We start from the raw sequence: 21,410 nt of genomic DNA, 5'->3' as shown, positions 1-21,410 counted from the left end.
ATTCTCCAGCAGACGTCCTCGAACAGTCGAGGTCGTGTCTGGCAGAGCCCGTTTAGTGAACACTGTTTCGCTGCGGGAGCTCATGGGTGGACGCTGACAAGCACATCGACTCATTACCGCCGGCCTCAGTGCTGGTGGGAGTCGCGGTTATATCGGCATACTGTTGGGTCCTGAGAGAACACGCGAGTGTTTCTTTCTAGGCAAGAACTTACAAGTGGGAGACCGCAGGTCATACCGTGAGGGGTGGGAACATCCTTTGGCTGGTGTCTGCATGATGGTTTTCTGGTTGTGTGTTGTTTGAGAACTGCACAGTGGACGCGAGCATCTTTGTTGTAAGTAATTAAGAGCGTACGGTGGATGCCTTGGCACCAGGAGCCGATGAAGGACGTAGTAGGCTGCGATAAGCCTCGGGGAGCTGTCAAACGAGCTGAGATCCGAGGGTCTCCGAATGGGGAAACCCAGCCACAGTGATGTGTGGTTACCCGCGCCTGAATATATAGGGCGTGTGGAGGGAACGTGGGGAAGTGAAACATCTCAGTACCCACAGGAAGAGAAACAATAGTGATTCCGTGAGTAGTGGCGAGCGAAAGCGGAAGAGGCTAAACCATGTACATGTGATAGCCGGCAGGCGTTGTGTGCGTGGGGTTGTGGGGCCTTTCTTCTCATCACTGCCGTGGTGGGCGAGAGTAAGAAACCGGGTTGTTAGTCGAAGTGGTCTGGAACGGCCTGTCGTAGAGGGTGAGAATCCCGTAGACGAAAACTTCCCGGCTCTCGTGAATGGTTCCCAAGTAGCAGCGGGCCCGTGAAATCTGCTGTGAATCTGTCGGGACCACCCGATAAGCCTGAATACTCCCTGGTGACCGATAGCGGACTAGTACCGTGAGGGAAAGGTGAAAAGTACCCCGGGAGGGGAGTGAAATAGTACCTGAAACCGTGCGCTTACAATCCGTCAAAGCCTTTGCACAGCTTGCTGTGGGGGTGATGGCGTGCCTTTTGAAGAATGAGCCTGCGAGTTAGTGGCATGTGGCGAGGTTAACCCGTGAGGGGCAGCCGTAGCGAAAGCGAGTCCGAATAGGGCGGTCCAGTCGCATGCTCTAGACCCGAAGCGGAGTGATCTACCCATGGCCAGGGTGAAGCGACGGTAAGACGTCGTGGAGGCCCGAACCCACTTAGGTTGAAAACTGAGGGGATGAGCTGTGGGTAGGGGTGAAAGGCCAATCAAACTCCGTGATAGCTGGTTCTCCCCGAAATGCATTTAGGTGCAGCGTCGCGTGTTTCTCACCGGAGGTAGAGCTACTGGATGGTCTAGGGGGCCCACAAGCTTACCGAAATCAGCCAAACTCCGAATGCCGGTGAGTGAGAGCGCGGCAGTGAGACTGCGGGCGATAAGGTTCGTAGTCGAGAGGGAAACAGCCCAGATCGCCAGCTAAGGTCCCTAAGCGTGTACTAAGTGGAAAAGGATGTGGGGTCGCGAAGACAACCAGGAGGTTGGCTTAGAAGCAGCCACCCTTGAAAGAGTGCGTAATAGCTCACTGGTCAAGTGATCCTGCGCCGACAATGTAGCGGGGCTCAAGTACACCACCGAAGCTGCGGCATTCATGCAATACACCTCCTTGTTCCTGCGGGGACTTGGGCAGTGGTATGGATGGGTAGGGGAGCGTCGTGCAGCCATGGAAGCGTCGGAGTGATCCAGGCGTGGAGGCTGCACGAGTGAGAATGCAGGCATGAGTAGCGAAAGAAGAGTGAGAAACTCTTCCGCCGAATGACCAAGGGTTCCTGGGCCAGGTTAATCCGCCCAGGGTGAGTCGGGACCTAAGGCGAGGCCGACAGGCGTAGTCGATGGACAACGGGTTGATATTCCCGTACCCGTGTAAACGCGCCCATGGTGAATCAGTGATACTAACCGCCCTGAAGCCGGCCAATGTTCCTTCGGGATCATGGTCGGGGGATGCGCGGGACCTGATCTGGTAGTAGCCAAGCGATGGGGTGACGCAGGAAGGTAGCTGAGCCAGTCAGTGGTAATACTGGTGTAAGCGTGTAGGGAGTGGCATAGGCAAATCCGTGCCACACATATCCTGAGACGTGATGCATAGCCGATTGAGGCGAATTCAGTGATCCTATGCTGCCGAGAAAAGCCTCTAGCGAGCTTTTACACGGCCCGTACCCCAAACCGACACAGGTGGTCAGGTAGAGAATACTAAGGCGATCGAGATAACTATGGTTAAGGAACTCGGCAAAATGCCCCCGTAACTTCGGGAGAAGGGGGCCTCGTCTGGTGATCGGATTTACTCCGTGAGCTGGGTGGGGCCGCAGAGACCAGTGAGAAGCGACTGTTTACTAAAAACACAGGTCCGTGCGAAGTCGTAAGACGATGTATACGGACTGACGCCTGCCCGGTGCTGGAAGGTTAAGAGGACCGGTTAGCTTTTCGGAGCGAAGCTGAGAATTTAAGCCCCAGTAAACGGCGGTGGTAACTATAACCATCCTAAGGTAGCGAAATTCCTTGTCGGGTAAGTTCCGACCTGCACGAATGGCGTAACGACTTCTCAGCTGTCTCAACCATAGACTCGGCGAAATTGCATTACGAGTAAAGATGCTCGTTACGCGCGGCAGGACGAAAAGACCCCGGGACCTTCACTATAGCTTGGTATTGGTGTTCGGTTCGGTTTGTGTAGGATAGGTGGGAGACTGTGAAGCGGGCACGCCAGTGTTCGTGGAGTCATTGTTGAAATACCACTCTGATCGTATTGGACATCTAACCTCGGACCATGATCTGGTTCAGGGACAGTGCCTGGTGGGTAGTTTAACTGGGGCGGTTGCCTCCCAAAATGTAACGGAGGCGCCCAAAGGTTCCCTCAGCCTGGTTGGCAATCAGGTGTTGAGTGCAAGTGCACAAGGGAGCTTGACTGTGAGACTGACAGGTCGAGCAGGGACGAAAGTCGGGACTAGTGATCCGGCACCGGCAAGTGGAAGCGGTGTCGCTCAACGGATAAAAGGTACCCCGGGGATAACAGGCTGATCTTCCCCAAGAGTCCATATCGACGGGATGGTTTGGCACCTCGATGTCGGCTCGTCGCATCCTGGGGCTGGAGTAGGTCCCAAGGGTTGGGCTGTTCGCCCATTAAAGCGGCACGCGAGCTGGGTTTAGAACGTCGTGAGACAGTTCGGTCTCTATCCGCCGCGCGCGTTAGAAACTTGAGGAAGGCTGTCCCTAGTACGAGAGGACCGGGACGGACGAACCTCTGGTGTGCCAGTTGTTCCACCAGGAGCACCGCTGGTTAGCTACGTTCGGAAGGGATAACCGCTGAAAGCATCTAAGCGGGAAGCCTGTTCCAAGATGAGGTTTCTCACCCCTTGAGGGGGTAAGGCCCCGGCAGACCACCGGGTTGATAGGCCAGAACTGGAAGCACGGTAACGTGTGCAGGTGACTGGTACTAATAGGCCGAGGACTTACCACAAAGAAGCTACGCGTCCACTGTGCGGTATCTGAAACAACACACGATTTGTTTCAAGAACCGGAAACGATTCCAAACATGATTTGGATTGTGACCAGGTTCCGTGTGAAAATTTCACAGAGTTACGGCGGCCATAGCGGAGGGGAAACGCCCGGCCCCATTCCGAACCCGGAAGCTAAGCCCTCCAGCGCCGATGGTACTGCACTCGACAGGGTGTGGGAGAGTAGGACACCGCCGAACATAAATTGCGAATGCCTCGCATCACAGTCTTGAAAGAGACTGCGATGCGAGGCATTTCGCATATCCAGGGCACGAACACATACACCAGCCACACCACCGCGGCCGGCCGAGTGTGCACCTATTGGCGTCTCTACTCGGGCGATGCCCCATACCTGCACACTCGAGGCCTCAGCTGGTGGTCCAATCGGCGAAATCGACTTGCTCGTAGTGCTCGACGGTCGGGAAGGGGTCGTAGAAGTCGTGCAGCAGCGAGCTCCACTGCGCGTACTGCGGCGACTTCCTGAAGCCCTCGACGTGGTCTGCCAGGGTGTCCCACTCGACCAACAGTAGATACGTGCCTGGACGCTCGAGGCAGTGTGAGAGGGACAGCCGGCGGAACCCCACCATGCTGGAAATGATCTGTTCGGCCCGACCGAAGGCGGTCTCGAATTCGGCGCTGCGACCGGACTTCACCTGCAGGAGTGCATGTTCGAGGATCACCACCGCATCCTCGCAGGCACGGGGCTATTCGTCGTAGAGACTGCCGAATTCGTGTGCTTCGACGAGACGCTTGGGCGCGGTCAGGCACCAGGCCTCGGTGACGAGTTCCAGCAGTTCGTCGGGTTCGATCTTCGCCAGCTGCACCACGACCCACCCGAACTGGTTGGTGGTGAACTGGATCTCGAACACGTCGGGGCGCTCGGACACCAGCGCGATTTGTTCGTCGAGGGTGGTCTTGAGGCCGACCGTCTCCGTCTTCTCCCACACATAACCGAAGCCCTTGCCGTTGACCTTGAGCGACACCCAGCTACCGCCGCCACCGCCGCTCTGTTCGGTCTCGGGCAACGTGTCCAGCATTGTCAGGAACTCGTCGACAGTCACACCCATGCCCCACATCTACCAGAGCCCACCGACGTCGAGCGCGGTCGGGAGAGCCTCGCTACGGCGCTTTGCGGACGGGGGTGGCCAAGCGGGTGGCGACGTTGCGCCCGCGGAGGATCACCGAGTCGCCGAGCTCCCAGCGCCGGGACTCGTCGGTCCCCGCCCGCTGGACGGCGCGATCGGAGGCGACGAGCGCGCCGTCGATCGTCTTGGCCAGCTCGGACAGCCGGGCCGCCTCGTTCACCGGATCCCCGATGACCGTGTACTCGAATCGCTTGCGGGCGCCGATATTTCCCGCGACGGCGGTGCCCGCGGCGACGCCGATCGCGGCGCTGCAGTCCGGCACCTCGACGATGAGCCGGGTCCGGATGGCGCGGGCGGCGGCGAGCGCGCTGCCTGCGGGGTCCTGGATCTCGACGGGCGCCCCGAAGATCGCGAGCGCGGCGTCGCCTTCGAATTTGTTGATCAGACCCCCGTGCCGGTCCACCTCGTCGACCACGACATCGAAGAAGCGGTTGAGCAGATCGACGACCTCCTTCGGTGGCCGGGATGCAGCGAGCTCGGTGGACCCGACCAGGTCGATGAAGAAGACCGCGATCTCGCGCTCCTCTCCGCCGAGCTCGGGATTGCGCTTGATGGCGGCCTCGGCCACCTCGTGTCCCACGTGCCTGCCGAACAGTTCCTGGATCCGCTCGCGCTCGCGCAGGCCCTCCGCCATCCGGTTGAAGCCGCTCTGCAGCTCGCCGAGCTCGGTGCCGTCGTAGACCACCACCTGCGTGTCGAGCTCGCCGTGTTCGACGCGCACCATGGCTGCCCGGACCGCGCGGATGGGCGCCACGGTGGCGCCAACCCCGAGCAGGGTCAGCGCCAGCCCGAAGACCAGGGTGATGGCGCCGAGCGCGAGAATGGACACCGCGAGCTTGTCCACGTCAACGTGCTCCGGGCGGATGAAGCTGAAGACCGCGATCAGCATCAGGCCGGCCACCGGCACCCCGGTGCCCAGGGTCCAGGCCAGCATGTTGCGGCCGGTCACGCCCGCGATGCGCACCCGGCGCGGGTCGCCCGCCTCGAGGGCGCGCGCGGCCGCGGGACGCAACGAGAACTCGCTGAGCAGGTAGCTGAACGCGCAGACCGTGACCCCGCCCATGGCGATGGTGAAGGCGACCTTGGGGATGGACTCCGGGTCGATGAGCCCGTAGCTGACCGTGAAGAGGACGAGCCCGATGGTCCACAGCAGGGCCTGCATCCGGGTCAGGCGCCACGGCATCGCGAGCGCCGCCGCGGCCTCCTCCCTGGTCGGTTCCCGGTTCTCGATGGCCCACCGCAGGTCCTTCGTCGCGCGGAGGGTGCCCCACAGAACGCCGACCGCGACGGCCAGGGCGATGTAGACCGGCCCGATCACCGCGTTGACGATCAGGTAGTTGAGGTCGTAGAGGCTCGGACCGGGCACGACCACGGTGATCAGCGCGCCGACCACGAGCGCGCCGATCAGGTTGGACAGCACCAGGCTTGCGGTCAGCAGCACCTGGACGCGGATCCGGCGGCGGCGCGGGCTCTCGTCCGGGGCGCCGAGCAGCCGCGAGCCCAGCGGCGCGATCGAGCGGAACGGGAGCGGCATGGTCGCTCCAGCGTAATGGGTTGACCACCCGGTGACCCGGCGCGGCGTGGCGGGTCTGCGGCGCGCACCGATGGGTGCTCTAGGGTGTTCCGAGTGCGCCTCGTGATTGCCAGCTGCCATGTCGACTACGTCGGACGACTCACTGCACACCTGCCGAAGGCGCGCAGGCTCCTGCTGGTCAAGTCCGACGGCTCGGTGAGCATCCATGCGGACGACCGTGCGTACAAGCCGCTGAACTGGATGAGCCCGCCGTGCTGGCTCGTCGAGAACGACGGCGAGGAGGGCACCCAGCTGTGGATCGTGACCAACAAGGCCGGCGAGGAGCTGCGGATCACGATCCACGAGGTCGAGCACGACTCCTCGCACGAGCTCGGCGTCGACCCGGGCCTGATCAAGGACGGGGTCGAGGCGCACCTGCAGGAACTGCTGGCCGAGCACGTCGAGACCCTCGGTTCCGGCTACACCCTGGTCCGGCGTGAGTACATGACGGCGATCGGTCCGGTGGACCTGCTCGTCCGGGACGCGGACGGAGCGTCGGTCGCCGTGGAGATCAAGCGCCGCGGCGAGATCGACGGTGTCGAACAGCTGACCCGCTACCTGGAACTGATGAACCGCGATCCGCTGCTCGCGCCCGTGACCGGGGTGTTCGCCGCGCAGCAGATCAAGCCCCAGGCGCGGACCCTCGCGGAAGATCGCGGGATCCGCTGCCTGACACTCGATTACGACAAACTGCGGGGGACCGAGAGCACCGAGTTCCGGCTGTTCTGATCGAAACCTAGGCTGTAGTCATGCCCAGACGGAATCAGCGACACCGGACCGACCGGCCGACGCCTGCCGGCGGCTGGGAGTCGCGGATCGATTCCGGGCCCGCGGGATACGACGACGAGCGGTACCTGGTCCGCCCGGTGCCGGGGTCGCGCGCCACGAAGAACTATCGCTGCCCCGGTTGTGATCACGAGATCCGGCCCGGCGTCCCGCACCTGGTGGCCTGGCCTGCGGACGAACTCGGCGGGGCCGAGGAACGCAGGCACTGGCACACCGGGTGCTGGAACGGCCGCGGGTCGCGCGGGATCACCCGACGTTGGTCTTGACCGACTCCTCGGACTTCTCCGACTTCTCGGACGCCTCGGGTGCGTCGCCACCGTCGGTGTCCTCGTCCTCGTCCTTGGCCGGGGTGTTGCGTCCGGCTGAGTCGCCGGCCCCGTCGAGGAGTTCGCCCTCGCGGTTGACCGAGGCGAGCATCGCGGGCACCGAATCGAGCTGTCCCCGAATTCCCAGCAGCTGAGCCAGGACCCGGCCGCGGAGCACGCGAAGCTCCTCGGCGAGTTCCTTCGCGTGGGCGATCCGCTTCTCGGCCTGCTCGGTCGCGGTCTGCAGTCGCCTGCGCGCCTCGTTGGTGGCGTCCGTGAGCCTGCGCTCGGCCTCGGCCTTGCTGGTGGCCTCGAGCTCGTTGACCGCGCTGACGACCTTGGTGCGGCGCTCGCTCATCGTGATCTCGAAGTCCTGCTGGACCTCGTTGCGCCGCGCCTCGGAATCCGCCTGGAGCTGAGCGGCCTCGGACTGCGCCTTCTCGACGAGACGCGCGGCCTCGGTGCGCGCGGTCGCCATGGTCTGCGTGTGCTCGACCTCCATGGCGTTCCGGCGATCCTCGAGCTCGGCGAGCAGGCCCTCGTACTTGCCGCGCAGCGCGGCGCCGTCCTGCTCGGCGATGGACACCAACTCGGCGGCTTCGGACTGGGCCGTTGCCCGCACTTCCGAGGCCTCGTCGGAGGCGAGGCGGAGCATCCGGGAGATGCGCTCGCTCATGCCCTCCGCGGTCGTCGGCGGAACCGACAGTCGGTCGACGTCCTTGCGCAGGTCGTCGATCTCGTCGCGGGAGTCCTCCAACTGCTGGGCGAGGTCCCGGGCCTGCGCCGCCGCCGCATCACGATCGGTCGCGGTGACCCGGAGTTCCGCGTCGAAGCGCTCGAAGTAGTTGCGTACCTCGTCGCGGTCGTAGCCCTTCCGCACGATGTTGAAGGGCAGTTGGATCTCGTTGGGCATGGTCATAACTTACCGTCGCTCCGGTGGTGATGTGGTTGATGCGCTCGGGCGAACCACAGTGCTGAAAGGGGGTTGGCGCAGTATCAGTGTGCCGGGTCTGCGGCCGGCTCGACCAGTTCGACCAGCACGCCGCCCGCATCCTTGGGGTGCAGGAAGTTGATCCGCGAGTCCGCGGTGCCGCGGCGAGGGGCATCGTAGAGCAGCCGGACGCCGCCCGCGCGCAGGCGCTCGGAGATGGCGTCGAGGTCGCTGACCCGGTAGGCGAGCTGCTGCAGGCCGGGGCCGCTGCGGGCGATGAACTTGGCGATGGTCGAGTCGTCGTTGAGCGGGGCGAGCAGCTGGATCGCGGTGGCGCCTGCCGGGCTGCCGGGCACGGACAGCATGGCCTCGCGCACACCCTGCTCCTCGTTGACCTCTTCGTGCGTGGACACGAGGCCGAGGTGCTCGCCGTACCAGGCGATGGCGGCGTCGAGATCGGGCACCGCGATGCCGACGTGGTCGATGGCCGTCACCAGGTCGGAAGCGAGTACGGACGCGGCGGCGTTGGGGGCGGAGTTCGTCATGTCGATGACGGTAGCGCTACCGTCTTTGTAGTTCTCTTTGGGATGTGACTTTTGGTCGCTGACCACCCGTGTTGATCGTTGGAGGAAGCCGTGAGCAGTTCAGTCATCGTCGCCGGAGCCAGGACCCCTGTGGGCCGTTTGCTCGGCTCGCTCAAGGATTTCTCGGGATCCGATCTGGGTGGCATCGCGATCAAGGGTGCCCTGGAGAAGGCGGGGGTCGCGCCGGAGCAGGTGCAGTACGTGATCATGGGCCAGGTGCTGACCGCGGGCGCCGGCCAGATGCCCGCCAGGCAGGCGGCCGTTGCGGCGGGTATCCCGATGGATGTGCCCGCGTTGTCGATCAACAAGGTGTGTCTCTCGGGTGTCGACGCGATCGCGCTGGCCGACCAGCTGATCCGGGCCGGCGAGTTCGACGTCGTGGTCGCGGGCGGTCAGGAGTCCATGTCGCGGGCGCCGCACATGCTGGAGAAGAGCCGCGAGGGCTTCAAGTACGGCGACGTGACCCTGCGCGACCACATGGCCTACGACGGCCTGCACGACATCTTCACCGACCAGCCGATGGGCAACCTGACCGAGCAGCGCAACCAGGCCGACGACCAGCTGATCAGCCGTGAGGCGCAGGACGCGTTCGCGGCGGCCTCGCACCAGAACGCCGCGCGGGCCTGGAAGGACGGGCTCTTCGAGGCGGAGGTCGTGCCGGTGGAGATCCCGCAGCGCAGGGGCGAGCCGGTGGTGTTCGCCGAGGACGAGGGCATCCGCGCCGACACCACCGTCGAGTCGCTTGGCAAGCTCCGTCCGGCGTTCAGCAAGGACGGCACCGTCACCGCGGGCTCGGCGTCGCCGATCTCCGACGGTGCCGCCGCGGTGGTGGTGATGAGCAAGGCCAAGGCGCAGGAGCTGGGCCTGAGCTGGATCGCCGAGATCGGCGCGCACGGCGTGGTGGCGGGCCCCGACTCGACGCTGCAGTCGCAGCCGGCGCGCGCGATCGCGAAGGCCTGCGAGCGCGAGGGCATCGACCCGAAGGACCTGGACCTGGTGGAGATCAACGAGGCGTTCGCCGCCGTCGGCATCGCCTCGACGAAGGAACTGGGACTCGACGAGTCGAAGGTCAACGTGAACGGCGGCGCGATCGCGATCGGGCACCCGCTGGGGATGTCGGGTGCGCGGATCGCGCTGCACCTGGCGCTCGAGCTGGGCCGTCGCGGCGGCGGCGTCGGTGCGGCCGCGCTGTGCGGCGGCGGCGGTCAGGGCGACGCCCTGATCATCCGGGTGCCCAAGCAGTAGCCGAGGGCAGCGCCGCGACGCCCCGTGGTCGAGCTCGACGGCCTCAACTACGGGGCGTCGTAGTGCGTCGGGCACAATGGGGCCCATGGCGAACATCTTCGATCTCAGCACGTGGGCCAAGCGCTTCCGTTTCGTGGCGGTCCTGGAGGCGATCACCTGGCTCGGCCTGCTGATCGGCATGGCCTTCAAGTACCTGCCCGCAGACGGCAACGAGATCGGCGTGAAGGTCTTCGGGCCCATCCACGGTGCGGTGTTCGTGCTGTACGTCCTGGTGGCGATCGTCACGGCGAAGAAGCTCTCGTGGTCGCTGGTCACCACCTTCTGGGCGCTGGTCGCGAGCGTCCCGCCGTTCGGCACGATCGTGTTCGAGGCCTGGGCCGTGCGCACCGGCCGTCTCGCCGAGCTCTCGGTCGACAGCGACAAGGAACCGGCACCCGCGCTGAGCTGAGCCGTCGATCGTGACAAACTGAACATGTGACTCGACCCGGTTCCCGCCCACCCTCACGTCCATCGGCCGCGGCGGCCGCCGCCATGACCGGCGCGGTGGATCTGTCCGCCCTCAAGGAACGAGCGCAGGCCGCGCCCGCAGGCCCGCCGACAGCGAACGGCGTGAGTGCCGCGTCTGCGGCGGTCGTCGAGGTGACCGAGGCCAACTTCGAGGCCGAGGTGCTGGCCCGATCGACCCAGGTTCCCGTCGTCGTCGAGCTGTACGCGGCGTCGATGCCTGCCAGCGCGGTGTTCTCCCCGACCCTGGATGCGCTCGCCGCGGCGGGCAACGGATCGTGGGTGCTGGCCCGGGTGAACGTCGACAGCGATCCCCGGATCGCGCAGGCGTTCGGCGTGCAGGCGCTGCCCGCCGTCGTCGCGGTCGCGGCCGGACGTCCGCTGGCGGACTTCGATGGCGATGAGCCGCAACTCGGACAGTGGATCGACGCCGTGCTGCAGGCGACCGCGGGCAAGCTCTCCGGCGCGCCGCAGTCCGAGGGCGATGGCGAGCCCGAGGAGCCCGAGGACCCGCGGTTCGTCGCGGCGGAGACCGCACTGAGCGAGGGTGACCTGGCCGGCGCCGAGGCCGCCTATCAGGTGATCCTCGACGCGGAGCCCGCGAACGTGCAGGCGCTCGGTGCGATCAGGCAGGTCCGGTTCATCGCCCGCGTGCAGGACCTCGACCCCGACGCCGTCGCGCGGGCCGACGCCGAGCCCGCCGACGTGACCGCCCAACTGGACGCGGCCGACATGGAGCTCTACAGCCAGCAGCCCGAAGCGGCCTTCGCCCGTCTCATCGAGACGATCCGCCGCACCGCGGGCGACGACCGGAACTCCGCCCGGACCCGACTGCTCGAGCTGTTCGAGCTGTTCGACCCCGCCGATCCGATCGTCATCGCCGCCCGTCGCAAGCTCGCGTCCGCCCTGTACTAGGCGCTTCGCGCCTGTGCGCGAGTCTTACCCCGATCGGGGTAAGACTCGCGCACAGGCGGCGGAGCCGCATCACCCGTAGCGGTTCTCGCAGGCCTGTTCGCCGCCGAGGACTCCCGAGCGGAAGGCGTCCACGCGCGCGAAGCCGCTCGGCACGGTGTTCCCGTTCACGTCGCTGGCCATCAGCCCGTCGCTCAGCAGCCCGGACACCGCCTCGTCGAGGTCGCCGGGGGACAGGGTCAGCCCACCCGCCTCGCCCACGGCGGTCGCCGCGGTCCACGCGCCGGACAGGCAGGCCGCCCGCACCGCGGTCTTGGCCTCGGTCAGCGACTTCTCGGAATGCGCCTGCGCGGCCAGCGTGAAGCGTGAGGCCACCAGGACATAGGCGCCGAAGTCGCCGCGCACGTCGGCGTCGAACTCGTCCCCGGACTCCGGGTTCGGGGTGCCGCGCTCGACCAGCTCGGGCAGCGAGACGCCGATCGTGTTCGTCGCCGGGCAGTAGGAGACCGGTTGCGTGGCCTCCGCGTCCGGACACCCGGTGTCCGCCCCTGCGAAGTCGACGGCCGGCTTCTGCGGCAGGTCGAACAGCGCCTGCAGCGAGTCCACCGTCAGCTGCACGGACTCCTCGGTGACAGGCATCTCGCCGGTGTCACTCTCGGTGGTGAACTGCTGGGGCAGCTCGGCCTGCCGCGACAGCACGTCGGTCTCATCGATCTTCGTGCAGGACTTGGCGCCGTCCGTGAAGCCGATCTGGAACGCGGTGATCCGCTCGAATGCCGAGCCGTGCACCGATTCCGGGTCGTTCGGGTCGCTGTCGCGCACCGCGACCATCGCCGCCATCACCGAGTTGAGCCCGTCGGAGGTGTTGAGGGTGAAGTGCTCGGAATCGCCCTCGGCGACGTGCCGCATGTAGGCCCCTGCGAAGCAATCCGCCTGCTGCTCGAGCACCAGCGTCAAGTCGTCGTCGCCTGCGAGTCCCGAGCCGTACTGGACCGCGTGCCCGTACTCGTGGGCCATGACCATCACCACGGACATCGGTCCGAAGGTCTCGATGAGCGAGGGCAGCAGCACGGTGCGGTCCCAGCCGATGGAGCCGTCGCGGGTGCAGTAGCCGGCGTTGGCGAATCCGTGGGTGTTGTCGCCGCAGAATGTCGGGGCCTGCGCCCGATCCGCGTCCGGGTCCCAGGAGAGCAGGTCGGTGACGGGCCTGAAGTCGCCGCCGAACACCCGGGGTACTCGGACTGCCAGAACGCCGCGATGTCGTCCACGGCGTTGGTGGCCAGCACATCGGCCGCCGAGCCGTCCGCGCCACGAACCGGGAGCTGGGCGTCGGGCACGCCGTCGCGGGGGCCGCTGGGGCCGGAGGTCGCGGGCAGACCCGCCACCGTGAAGGGATTGTCGTAGATCGACACGGCGCGTCCGTCGATCGCCCCGGAGCAGCCCGCGACGACCGCGGCGACGGCGACCATCGAGGCGACCGCGAGCACGGATCGGCGGCGGCGCATCAGCCACGCTCCAGGCTCAGCCAGATCGCGCCGTTCTGCGGCAGCGCGACCGACGCCGACGCGGGTCGCCCGTGCCAGGGCTGCAGGGTCGCGGTCACGGCTCCGAAGTTACCCATCCCGGCGCCGCGATACGCGGCGGCATCGGTGTTGAGGATCTCGACCCACCGGCCGGGCTCGGGCAGGCCGACCCGGTATTCCGAGTGGGCCGAGCCGGAGAAGTTGAACAGGCACGCCACGATCGACCCGTCGGACCCGTACCGCAGGTAGCTGAGCACGTTGTTCTCGGTGTCGTTCGCGTCGATCCAGGAGTACCCGCCGGGGGAGTTGTCGAGCGTCCACAGCGCCGGGTGGCGTCGGTAGGTGGCGTTGAGATCGCGTACCAGCGCCAGGATCCCGCGGTGCAGCTCGCCGACGTATCCCTCGTCGAGCTGATGCCAGTCGAGCCCGCGCTCCTCCGACCACTCGGTGCGCTGGCCGTACTCCTGCCCCATGAACAGCAGCTGCTTGCCGGGGTGCGACCACATGTAGGCCAGCAGGGTGCGCAGGCCCGCGGCCTTGGCGAAGTCGTCGCCCGGCATCCGGGTCCACAGCGTGCCCTTGCCGTGCACCACCTCGTCGTGGCTGATCGGGAGCAGGTAGCACTCGCTCCACGCGTACATCAGCGAGAACGTGATCTCGTGGTGGTGGAAGCTGCGGTGCACCGGGTCTCGGCCGAGGTAGCCGAGGGTGTCGTGCATCCAGCCCATGTTCCACTTCATGCTGAAGCCGAGGCCACCGACGTTGGTTGTGCGCGTGACGCCCGGCCACGCGGTGGATTCCTCCGCGATGGTGACCACGCCGCGGTGCTGCCTGTGCACGGTCGCGTTCATCTCCTGTAGGAACGCCACGGCCTCAAGGTTCTCCCGTCCACCGTGGATGTTCGGCGTCCAGCCGCCCTCGGGTCGCGAGTAGTCGAGGTAGAGCATCGAGGCGACCGCGTCCACGCGCAGCCCGTCGATGTGGAATTCCTCGATCCAGAACAGCGCGTTGGCGACGAGGAAGTTGCGCACCTCCCGCCGACCGAAGTCGAAGACGTAGGTGCCCCAGTCCAATTGCTCGCCGCGGTGGGGATCGGCGTGCTCGTAGAGCGGGCCGCCGTCGAACCGGGCCAGCGCCCAGTCGTCCTTCGGGAAGTGCGCTGGCACCCAGTCGACGATGACGCCGACGCCCGCGAGGTGCATCCGGTCGACGAAGGCCCTGAAGTCGTCAGGGGAGCCGAAGCGGGCGGTCGGGGCGTAGTAGGAGGTGACCTGGTAACCCCAGGATCCGCCGTACGGGTGCTCGGCCACAGGGAGCAGTTCGACATGGGTGAAGCCCTGCTCGACGACATAGGCGGACAGTTGGTCGGCGAGTTCGAGATAGCTCAGGCCGGGACGCCAGGACCCCAGGTGCACCTCGTACACGCTCATCGGGGCCAGGTTCGGGTCGGTGCGCGCGCGGACGGCCATCCATTCGGCGTCGGCCCACCGGTGCGTGCTCATGCCGACCATCGAGGCCGTGCGCGGCGGCACCTCGGTGGCGAACGCCATCGGGTCGGCCTTCTCCCTGACGGAGCCGTCGCTGCCGTGTACCAGGAACTTGTACAGGTCGCCGGGCCCGACGCCGGGGACGAACAGCTCCCAGACCCCGCTGGACCCGAGCATGCGCATCGGCGCGGTCTGCCCGCCCCAGCCGTCGAAGTCGCCGATCACCGCGACGCCCCGCGCCGAGGGCGCCCACACCGCGAAGGAGGTGCCTGCCACCTCGCCGTCCGGGGTCGTGTACCTGCGCGGGTGCGCGCCGAGGATCTCCCACAGCCGTTCGTGTCGGCCCTCGCCGAACAGGTGCAGGTCGAGTTCACCGAGGGTCGGCAGGAACCGGTAGCCGTCCGCGGAGACGACGGTGTGTCCGCCGGGATACTCGACCACCAGCCGGTAGTCGATGAGGTCCTCGACGGGGACGACCGCGCTGAACAGCCCGTCGGAGACCGGCTGCAGGGGGTGGTCGACGCCCCCGATGCGGGCCGACACCTCGCCCGCGTTGGGGCGCAGCGCCCGGATCACGGTGCCGCCGGGATGCGCGTGCGCACCGAGGACGGCGTGCGGGTTGTGGTGGGTGCCCTCGGCGAGCCGGGCGAGGTCGGCGGGTGGGGGCGCCGCGACCTGCGCGACCCGATCCGCGCTCATGTGCGTGGTGCGCGGTGGGCGAGCGGTAGCCGCGCGGGGTAGGGAACGGCGGGCAACGCGAGGATGTGGGCGACCGCGCGCCAGGGTTCGAGTCGGATGAAATTGGCCTGGCCCCAGTGGTACTGCTCGCCGCTGACCTCGTCGAGAACGGTCAGGTGGTCGTGCCAGTCGCGCCCGAGGGCGGGCATGTCGAGCCAGATGATGCCCTGCTCCGCCCCGTACGGATTGAGGTTCACGATCGTGAGCACGGCGTCGCCGGTGGTCGGGTCGAACTTGGAATACGCGATCAGTGCGTCGCTGTCGGTGTGGTGGAAGGTGATGTTGCGCAGCTGTTGCAGCGCGGGGTGGGCGCGGCGGATCCGGTTCAGGGTCGCCAGCCAGGGCTCCAGCGACTCACCGCGGGCGCGGGCGCCGTCGAAGTCGCGGGGGCGCAGCTCGTACTTCTCGGAGTCGAGGTATTCCTCGCTGCCCGGTCGCAGCGGAACATGTTCGTACAGTTCGTATCCGGAGTAGACGCCCCAGGTCGGAGACAGGGTCGCGGCCAGCGCGGCGCGCAGCGCGAACATGCCGGGACCGCCCTGCTGCAGGCTCTCGTGCAGGATGTCCGGCGTGTTGACGAACAGGTTGGGCCTGGCCTCGTCGGCCTTGGCGGCGATCTCCAGTCCGAACTCGGTGAGCTCGTGCTTGTTCACCCGCCAGGTGAAGTAGGTGTAGGACTGGGTGAACCCGCGCTTGGCCAGGCCGTACATCCGGGCGGGTCGGGTGAACGCCTCGGAGAGGAACAGCACGTCCGGATCGGAACGCTTCACCTCGGCGATCAGCCACTCCCAGAAGTCCGGTGGCTTGGTGTGCGGGTTGTCGACCCGAAAGATCTTGACACCGTTCTTGATCCAGAACCGCACCACCCGCAGCACCTCGGCGTAGATGCCCTCGGGGTCGTCGTCGAAGTTGACCGGGTAGATGTCCTGGTACTTCTTCGGCGGGTTCTCGGCGTAGGCGATGGTGCCGTCGGGCAGCACCGTGAACCACTCCGGATGCTGCTGCGCCCACGGGTGATCGGGTGCGCACTGCAGGGCGAGGTCGAGCGCGACCTCGAGCCGCAATCGACGAGCCCTTGCGACGAAGTTCCTGAAGTCCTTGATGGTGCCGAGGCGGGGGTGTACGGCGTCGTGGCCGCCCTCCTCCGCGCCGATCGCCCACGGCGAGCCGACATCGTCGGGACCCGGCGTCAGCGAGTTGTTCGGGCCCTTGCGGTTCACCCGGCCGATCGGGTGGATCGGGGGCAGGTAGACCACGTCGAAGCCCATCGCGGCGATCCGCGGGAGGTCGTCCGCCGCCGTCGCGAAGGTGCCGTGCCTGGGGGTGCCGTCGGGGGCACGGCCGCCGGTCGAGCGGGGGAAGAACTCGTACCAGGCGCCGACGAGGGCGCGCTTGCGGTCGACCCACACCGGGATGCTGCGGCCCTTGGTGACCAGGTCGCGCAGCGGGTACACCCGCAGCAGTTCGGCGATGTCGGCCGCGAAGGCGGGGGCGACCCGCGCGGGCAGCTGCTGATCGCTGCGCAGGGCGGCGGCGACCGCTGCGCACCGCGGCCGGTCCCCGCGCGGCACCGCCTTGGCGGCCCGCTCGAACAGGCGGGCGCCGATCTCGAGGTCGTTGGCCAGGTCGGCGGCGCCCTGGCCGACCGACAGTTTGGCCTCCACGTTGTGCCGCCAGGTGGAGATCGGATCGCCCCAGCCCTCGACACGGAAGCTCCACGCCCCGACGCTCGTGGGTGTGAACACCGCCGCGAACGTGTCCGGTAACGGGCCGGGGGACATCGGGATCCGAATGGTGGTGGTCGACTCCGGCCCGCGCACGGCGAGGGTCGCCGCAACCGCGTCGTGCCCCTCGCGCCACACCGTCGCCGACACCGGGAAGGTCTCGCCGACGACCGCCTTCGCGGGGTGGCGTCCCCCGAGATCTCGGGGGCGACGTCGTCGATGCCTATCCGCCCGGTCATGGATTAGACCTTACGGGTAGTCGTACGGGAAGCGCTGGCCGAATCTCGGGTCCCGTGCAACGCGTAGGAAGCCCGGGTCGCTCCGCAGGCTGCCCTCCCAAAAGCGCCTGCGATGGGTAGTCTTCGCAGGGTGAAAGCCTTGCGTCGGTTCACCGTCCGTGCCCACCTTCCCGCCAGGCTGGCCGCTCTCGAGCAGCTGTCGACGAACCTGCGCTGGTCCTGGCATCCCGAGACCCAGGATCTGTTCGGCCGGATCGACCCCTCGCTGTGGTCGCAGGTCCGCCACGACCCGATCCGGATGCTCGGCGAGGTGTCGCCCGCCCGCCTGGACGAACTGGCGATCGACGACGACTTCGTCGCGGAGCTCGACCGGCTCGAGCAGGACCTGGACACCTACCTCGGCCAACCGCGCTGGTACCAGAACCAGCAGGCGAAGGGCGCCGACCTGGCCGGCGGGATCGCCTACTTCTCAATGGAGTTCGGCGTCAGCGAGGTGCTCCCGAACTACTCGGGCGGCCTCGGGATCCTGGCAGGCGACCACCTCAAGGCCGCCTCGGATCTCGGGGTGCCGCTGATCGGTGTTGGCCTGCTCTATCGATCCGGCTACTTCCGTCAGTCGCTGACGGCCGACGGCTGGCAGGCGGAGCACTATCCCTCGCTTGACCCGCAGGGCCTGCCGCTGCGGCTGCTCACCGAGCCCGACTCGGGGGCCCCGGTGCTGTTGCGGGTCGCGATGCCGGGCAACCGGGTGCTCCGGGCCCGGGTGTGGATCGCCCAGGTGGGGCGGGTGCCGCTGTTGCTGCTCGACTCCGACATCGCCGAGAACGACCCGGAGCTGCGCGGGGTGACCGACCGGCTGTACGGCGGCGACCAGGACCATCGGATCAAGCAGGAGATCCTCGCCGGCATCGGTGGTGTGCGTGCGGTGCGCGCGTACACCCGTTCGCTCGGGCTCGCCGACCCCGAGGTCTTCCACATGAACGAGGGCCACGCGGGTTTCCTCGGGGTGGAACGGATTCGGGAGCTCATCACCGGGTCCGGCCTCGACTTCGACTCCGCGCTCGCCGCGGTGCGGGCGGCCACCGTGTTCACCACGCACACCCCGGTGCCCGCGGGCATCGACCGCTTCCCGGCCGATCTCGTCCGGCACTACTTCGGTGGGGTCGGCGGCGAGAACGAGTCCGCCCTGCTGCCCGGTCTGACGGTGGATCGGATCATCGACCTCGGCCGCGAGAACGACCCGTCGGTGTTCAACATGGCGCACATGGGACTGCGGCTGGGACAGCGCGCCAACGGCGTCTCGAAGCTGCACGGGATCGTCAGCCGGGAGATGTTCAACGGCCTGTGGCCGGGATTCGATGCCGCCGAGGTCCCGATCGGCTCGGTGACCAACGGCGTGCACGCCCCGACCTGGGCGGCGAGGGAATGGATGGACCTGGCCCGCCGCGCGGTGGGACCCGAGCTGGTCGAGGAGGCGCGCGGCTGGGAGCGGCTGCAGGAGATCGCGCCCGCCGACCTGTGGTCGACCCGCAACACGCTGCGCGAGCAGCTGGTGCAGGAGGTCCGCAGGCGGGTGCGGGCATCGTGGCTCGAGCGCGGCGCCACCGACGCCGAACTCGGTTGGGTTTCGGGTGTTTTCGATCCCGAGGTGCTGACCGTCGGCTTTGCCCGCCGGGTCCCGACGTATAAGCGGCTGACCCTGATGCTGCGCGATCCGGACCGGCTGCGGGCGATGTTGCTCGACCCCGACCGGCCGGTGCAGCTGGTGGTGGCGGGCAAGAGTCACCCGGCCGACGAGGGCGGCAAGGCGCTGATCCAGCAGGTGGTGCGCTTCGCGGACGAGGCCGACGTCCGGCACCGGATCGTGTTCCTGCCCGACTACGACATGTCGATGGCGCGGTACCTGTACTGGGGCTGCGACGTGTGGCTGAACAACCCGCTGCGGCCGCTGGAGGCCTGCGGCACGTCGGGGATGAAGTCGGCGCTCAACGGCGGGCTGAACCTGTCCATCCGCGACGGCTGGTGGGACGAGATGTTCGACGGCGAGAACGGCTGGGAGATCCCCACCGCGGACGGCGTGACCGACGAGGTGCGCCGCGACGACCTCGAGGCGGGCGCGATGTACGGGCTCCTGGAGCGGTCCGTGCTGCCGAAGTTCTACGACCGGGACGCGGACGGGGTGCCTGCCCGCTGGGTGCAGATGGTCCGGCACACCCTGCAGCATCTGGGCCCGAAGGTGTTGGCGTCGAGAATGGTTCGCGACTACGCCGTCGACTACTACGCGCCTGCCGCCCGGTCCGCGCGGGCCGTGGTCGCGGACGGTTTCGCGGCGGCGCGGCAGGTCGCGGAGTACCGCGGCCGCGTCGAGGCGGCGTGGTCCGACGTGCAGGTGGTTCAGGTGGACAGCTCCGGGCTGCCGGACACCCCCGTGATCGGGGCGGACCTGTCGCTGCGTGCGTACGTGCGGCTCGCCGGTCTCGCCATCGCCGAGGTCACCGTGCAGGCGGTGCTCGGCCGGGTCGGGGCGGACGAGGAACTGACGGACGTGATCACCGTGCCGATGCGGCACGCGGGTTCGGATGAGCTCGGCGAGCTGTTCGTCGCCGACACCACGGTCCCGCACTCCGGTTCGGTCGGCTACACCGTGCGGGTGCTGCCGCACCACCCGTTGCTGGCCTCCGACGCCGAACTGGGCCTGCTGGCGGTGCCGCACCTGTAGGCGGACCGCGACGCCGCGCCGCGCCGTCTCCTGTCCACGGATGCGCTCGAACCCGACGCGGGGACGGTCTGCGGGGTGGACAATCAAACCGTGGCGCCGGCAGCGGAATCGGGTGCACACCCGAGCAGGGCCGAGCGCGCGGAGCGAGGTCGCGCCGCGCGCAGGGAGACGCCGTTCGCGGCGCTCGCAGAGCACCACCCCGCCGCCGTGCGTGATCCGATCGGCCTGCTCGAGACGCAGGCGGCGGCGCGCATCCCGCAGCTCGTCCCGGTTCGATACGGGCGGATGGCGACCTCGGCGTTCGCCTTCTTCCGTGGCACCGCCCTCGTCATGGCGGACGACCTCTCGCGCGCCCCGTCGACGGGCATGAACACACACCTGTGCGGGGACGCGCACCTGAGCAATTTCGGGATCTACGCGACACCGGAGCGCAGGCTGGCGTTCGACATCAACGACTTCGACGAGACCTATCCCGGCCCCTTCGAGTGGGACGTCAAGCGGTTGGTTGCCAGCCTCGAGGTCGCGTCGCGGGATACCGGATTCAGCACCAAACAGCGGGCCAGGATCGCCAGGGCGTGTGCCGCCGAGTACCGGGAGACGATGGCGCTCCAGGCGGAGCGGGGCACCCTGGCGGTGTGGTACTCCCACATCGAGCCCACCGAGGAGATGGTGGAGCTGGCCGATCAACTGGACTCGTCGTCGAGCAAGCGGATGCGCAAGACGCTGGAGAAGTCGTGGAACCGTGACAGCGTCCAGGCGCTGGGGAAGCTGACCACGGTGGTCGACGGCAGGCGACAGATCCTCAGCAATCCGCCCCTGCTGGTCCCGATCGAGGAGGTCTTCGCCGACGCGGATGCCGATGAGTTGAATCGCGAACTGCAACAGCGGCTGAGCGACTACCGCTCGACGCTGCAGTGGGATCGCCGGGTGCCGCTCGAGCAGTTCGAGTTGATCCAGGTGGCGCGCAAGGTGGTCGGGGTCGGCAGCGTCGGGACGCGATGCTGGATCATCCTGATGCGCGGCGTCGACGACGAGGATCCGCTGTTCCTGCAGGCCAAGGAGGCGCTGCCGTCCGTGCTGTCTGGCTACCTCGAGGGGCCCTCGTTCGAGAACGAGGGCGAGCGCGTGGTCCACGGTCAGCGGCTGATGCAGGCCGCAAGCGACATCTTCCTGGGGTGGCAGCAGGGCATCGGGGTGGACGGCGTGCGGCGCGACTACTATCTCCGGCAATTGCGAGATGGCAAGGGGTCAGCGGTGATCGAGGCGATGACGCCGACGGGAATGACGCTCTACGGGCGCCTGTGTGGCCGCGCGCTCGCCTATGCGCACGCCAGGGCGGGCGACCGGATCGCGATCGCCGAGTACCTCGGGTCCAGCGCCGAGTTCGACGAGGCCATCACGGCGTTCGCACAGTCCTACGCCGCGCAGACCGCGCACGATCACGCGGCATTGCTCGAGGCGATCGCCGGTGGGCGGATCGCCGCGCGGTCCGGACTCTGA

At 67.2% G+C, this 21,410-nt stretch carries 13 protein-coding genes, 2 rRNA genes and 2 pseudogenes; 9 read left to right on the top strand and 8 right to left on the bottom strand.

Annotated features, from left to right (window positions below; all coding sequences use genetic code 11):
* The first annotated feature begins 330 nt into the window (after nt 1-330).
* Nucleotides 331-3,458: ribosomal RNA gene (locus BTZ20_RS17340) — 23S ribosomal RNA — on the top strand.
* Between the two features lie 120 nt (nt 3,459-3,578).
* Nucleotides 3,579-3,695, top strand: a 5S ribosomal RNA gene (rrf, locus tag BTZ20_RS17335).
* Nucleotides 3,696-3,863: 168 nt separating this feature from the next.
* Here the strand turns inward: rrf and BTZ20_RS17330 are convergent.
* From BTZ20_RS17330 to BTZ20_RS17320, 3 genes are read right to left on the bottom strand one after another with little or no spacing between them, the layout of a single operon-like run.
* Nucleotides 3,864-4,175, bottom strand: coding sequence for an antibiotic biosynthesis monooxygenase family protein (locus BTZ20_RS17330; RefSeq protein ID WP_077043793.1), 312 nt, complete (start codon nt 4,173-4,175; stop codon nt 3,864-3,866).
* 24 nt (nt 4,176-4,199) lie between these two features.
* Nucleotides 4,200-4,562, bottom strand: a complete 363-nt coding sequence (locus BTZ20_RS17325; RefSeq protein ID WP_077042215.1) for an MmcQ/YjbR family DNA-binding protein — start codon at nt 4,560-4,562, stop codon at nt 4,200-4,202.
* Nucleotides 4,563-4,614: 52 nt separating this feature from the next.
* Nucleotides 4,615-6,174, bottom strand: a complete 1,560-nt coding sequence (locus tag BTZ20_RS17320) for an adenylate/guanylate cyclase domain-containing protein (protein ID WP_077042214.1) — start codon at nt 6,172-6,174, stop codon at nt 4,615-4,617.
* A 93-nt stretch (nt 6,175-6,267) separates the two neighbouring features.
* On the opposite strand from BTZ20_RS17320, the gene nucS reads away from it, so the two are divergent.
* Nucleotides 6,268-6,942, top strand: coding sequence for an endonuclease NucS (nucS, locus tag BTZ20_RS17315; protein ID WP_077042213.1), 675 nt, complete (start codon nt 6,268-6,270; stop codon nt 6,940-6,942).
* A gap of 20 nt (nt 6,943-6,962) precedes the next feature.
* Entirely contained in the window at nt 6,963-7,265 is a 303-nt protein-coding gene (locus BTZ20_RS17310; protein ID WP_077042212.1) for an ATP/GTP-binding protein, read from the top strand.
* On the opposite strand, the gene BTZ20_RS17305 is transcribed toward BTZ20_RS17310, so the two are convergent.
* On the bottom strand, nt 7,246-8,217 hold the full coding sequence (locus tag BTZ20_RS17305) for a hypothetical protein (protein WP_077043792.1): 972 nt from the start codon (nt 8,215-8,217) through the stop codon (nt 7,246-7,248). The genes BTZ20_RS17310 and BTZ20_RS17305 overlap by 20 nt on opposite strands.
* A gap of 83 nt (nt 8,218-8,300) precedes the next feature.
* Nucleotides 8,301-8,780, bottom strand: a complete 480-nt coding sequence (gene mce, locus BTZ20_RS17300) for a methylmalonyl-CoA epimerase (RefSeq protein WP_077042211.1) — start codon at nt 8,778-8,780, stop codon at nt 8,301-8,303.
* Between the two features lie 90 nt (nt 8,781-8,870).
* On the opposite strand from mce, the gene BTZ20_RS17295 reads away from it, so the two are divergent.
* The 3 genes from BTZ20_RS17295 to BTZ20_RS17285 all read left to right on the top strand — a co-directional run bounded on the left by BTZ20_RS17295 (nt 8,871) and on the right by BTZ20_RS17285 (nt 11,483).
* A complete protein-coding gene (locus BTZ20_RS17295) occupies nt 8,871-10,064 on the top strand; it encodes an acetyl-CoA C-acetyltransferase (protein ID WP_077042210.1) in 1,194 nt (397 codons plus the stop codon).
* Between the two features lie 85 nt (nt 10,065-10,149).
* The gene (locus BTZ20_RS17290; RefSeq protein WP_077042209.1) at nt 10,150-10,512 is read left to right on the top strand and encodes a DUF3817 domain-containing protein; all 363 of its coding nucleotides are present in this window, start codon (nt 10,150-10,152) and stop codon (nt 10,510-10,512) included.
* An 83-nt stretch (nt 10,513-10,595) separates the two neighbouring features.
* The gene (locus BTZ20_RS17285) at nt 10,596-11,483 is read left to right on the top strand and encodes a tetratricopeptide repeat protein (protein WP_077042208.1); all 888 of its coding nucleotides are present in this window, start codon (nt 10,596-10,598) and stop codon (nt 11,481-11,483) included.
* 69 nt (nt 11,484-11,552) lie between these two features.
* Here the strand turns inward: BTZ20_RS17285 and BTZ20_RS17280 are convergent.
* The 3 genes and pseudogenes from BTZ20_RS17280 to BTZ20_RS17270 form a co-directional block, all read right to left on the bottom strand.
* Nucleotides 11,553-12,985 (bottom strand): annotated as a pseudogene (locus BTZ20_RS17280) (metallopeptidase).
* Entirely contained in the window at nt 12,985-15,189 is a 2,205-nt protein-coding gene (gene glgB / locus BTZ20_RS17275; protein ID WP_077042207.1) for a 1,4-alpha-glucan branching protein GlgB, read from the bottom strand. Before glgB ends, BTZ20_RS17280 begins: the two are co-directional and overlap by 1 nt.
* Nucleotides 15,186-17,191, bottom strand: a pseudogene (locus BTZ20_RS17270) (alpha-1,4-glucan--maltose-1-phosphate maltosyltransferase). Before BTZ20_RS17270 ends, glgB begins: the two are co-directional and overlap by 4 nt.
* Nucleotides 17,192-17,321: 130 nt before the next feature.
* Here BTZ20_RS17270 and glgP point away from each other — a divergent pair.
* Together glgP and BTZ20_RS28270 are read left to right on the top strand one after the other, a co-directional pair.
* Nucleotides 17,322-19,910 carry an alpha-glucan family phosphorylase gene (gene glgP / locus BTZ20_RS17265; RefSeq protein WP_077042206.1) on the top strand — a complete coding sequence of 863 codons (2,589 nt, stop codon included), beginning with the start codon at nt 17,322-17,324 and terminating at the stop codon, nt 19,908-19,910.
* A gap of 75 nt (nt 19,911-19,985) precedes the next feature.
* Nucleotides 19,986-21,410 (top strand): DUF2252 domain-containing protein, encoded by a 1,425-nt coding sequence (locus tag BTZ20_RS28270; RefSeq protein WP_223263382.1) that lies wholly within the window; start codon nt 19,986-19,988, stop codon nt 21,408-21,410.

It is taken from the genome of Rhodococcus sp. MTM3W5.2 (genome assembly GCF_001984015.1).
Classification (GTDB): Bacteria; Actinomycetota; Actinomycetes; order Mycobacteriales; family Mycobacteriaceae; genus Rhodococcus_G; species Rhodococcus_G oryzae.
Note: the sequence above shows the minus strand (reverse complement) of the source record. Positions and strands in the feature narration are given on the sequence as shown.

Coding starts and splice junctions, on each gene's coding strand:
- glgB (WP_077042207.1), bottom strand. CDS start 15,189: ATGAGCGCGGATCGGGTCGCGCAGGTCGCGGCGCCCCCACCCGCCGAC.
- mce (WP_077042211.1), bottom strand. CDS start 8,780: ATGACGAACTCCGCCCCCAACGCCGCCGCGTCCGTACTCGCTTCCGAC.
- BTZ20_RS17310 (WP_077042212.1), top strand. CDS start 6,963: ATGCCCAGACGGAATCAGCGACACCGGACCGACCGGCCGACGCCTGCC.
- BTZ20_RS17290 (WP_077042209.1), top strand. CDS start 10,150: ATGGCGAACATCTTCGATCTCAGCACGTGGGCCAAGCGCTTCCGTTTC.
- BTZ20_RS17325 (WP_077042215.1), bottom strand. CDS start 4,562: ATGGGTGTGACTGTCGACGAGTTCCTGACAATGCTGGACACGTTGCCC.
- BTZ20_RS17305 (WP_077043792.1), bottom strand. CDS start 8,217: ATGCCCAACGAGATCCAACTGCCCTTCAACATCGTGCGGAAGGGCTAC.
- BTZ20_RS17285 (WP_077042208.1), top strand. CDS start 10,596: ATGACCGGCGCGGTGGATCTGTCCGCCCTCAAGGAACGAGCGCAGGCC.
- BTZ20_RS17320 (WP_077042214.1), bottom strand. CDS start 6,174: ATGCCGCTCCCGTTCCGCTCGATCGCGCCGCTGGGCTCGCGGCTGCTC.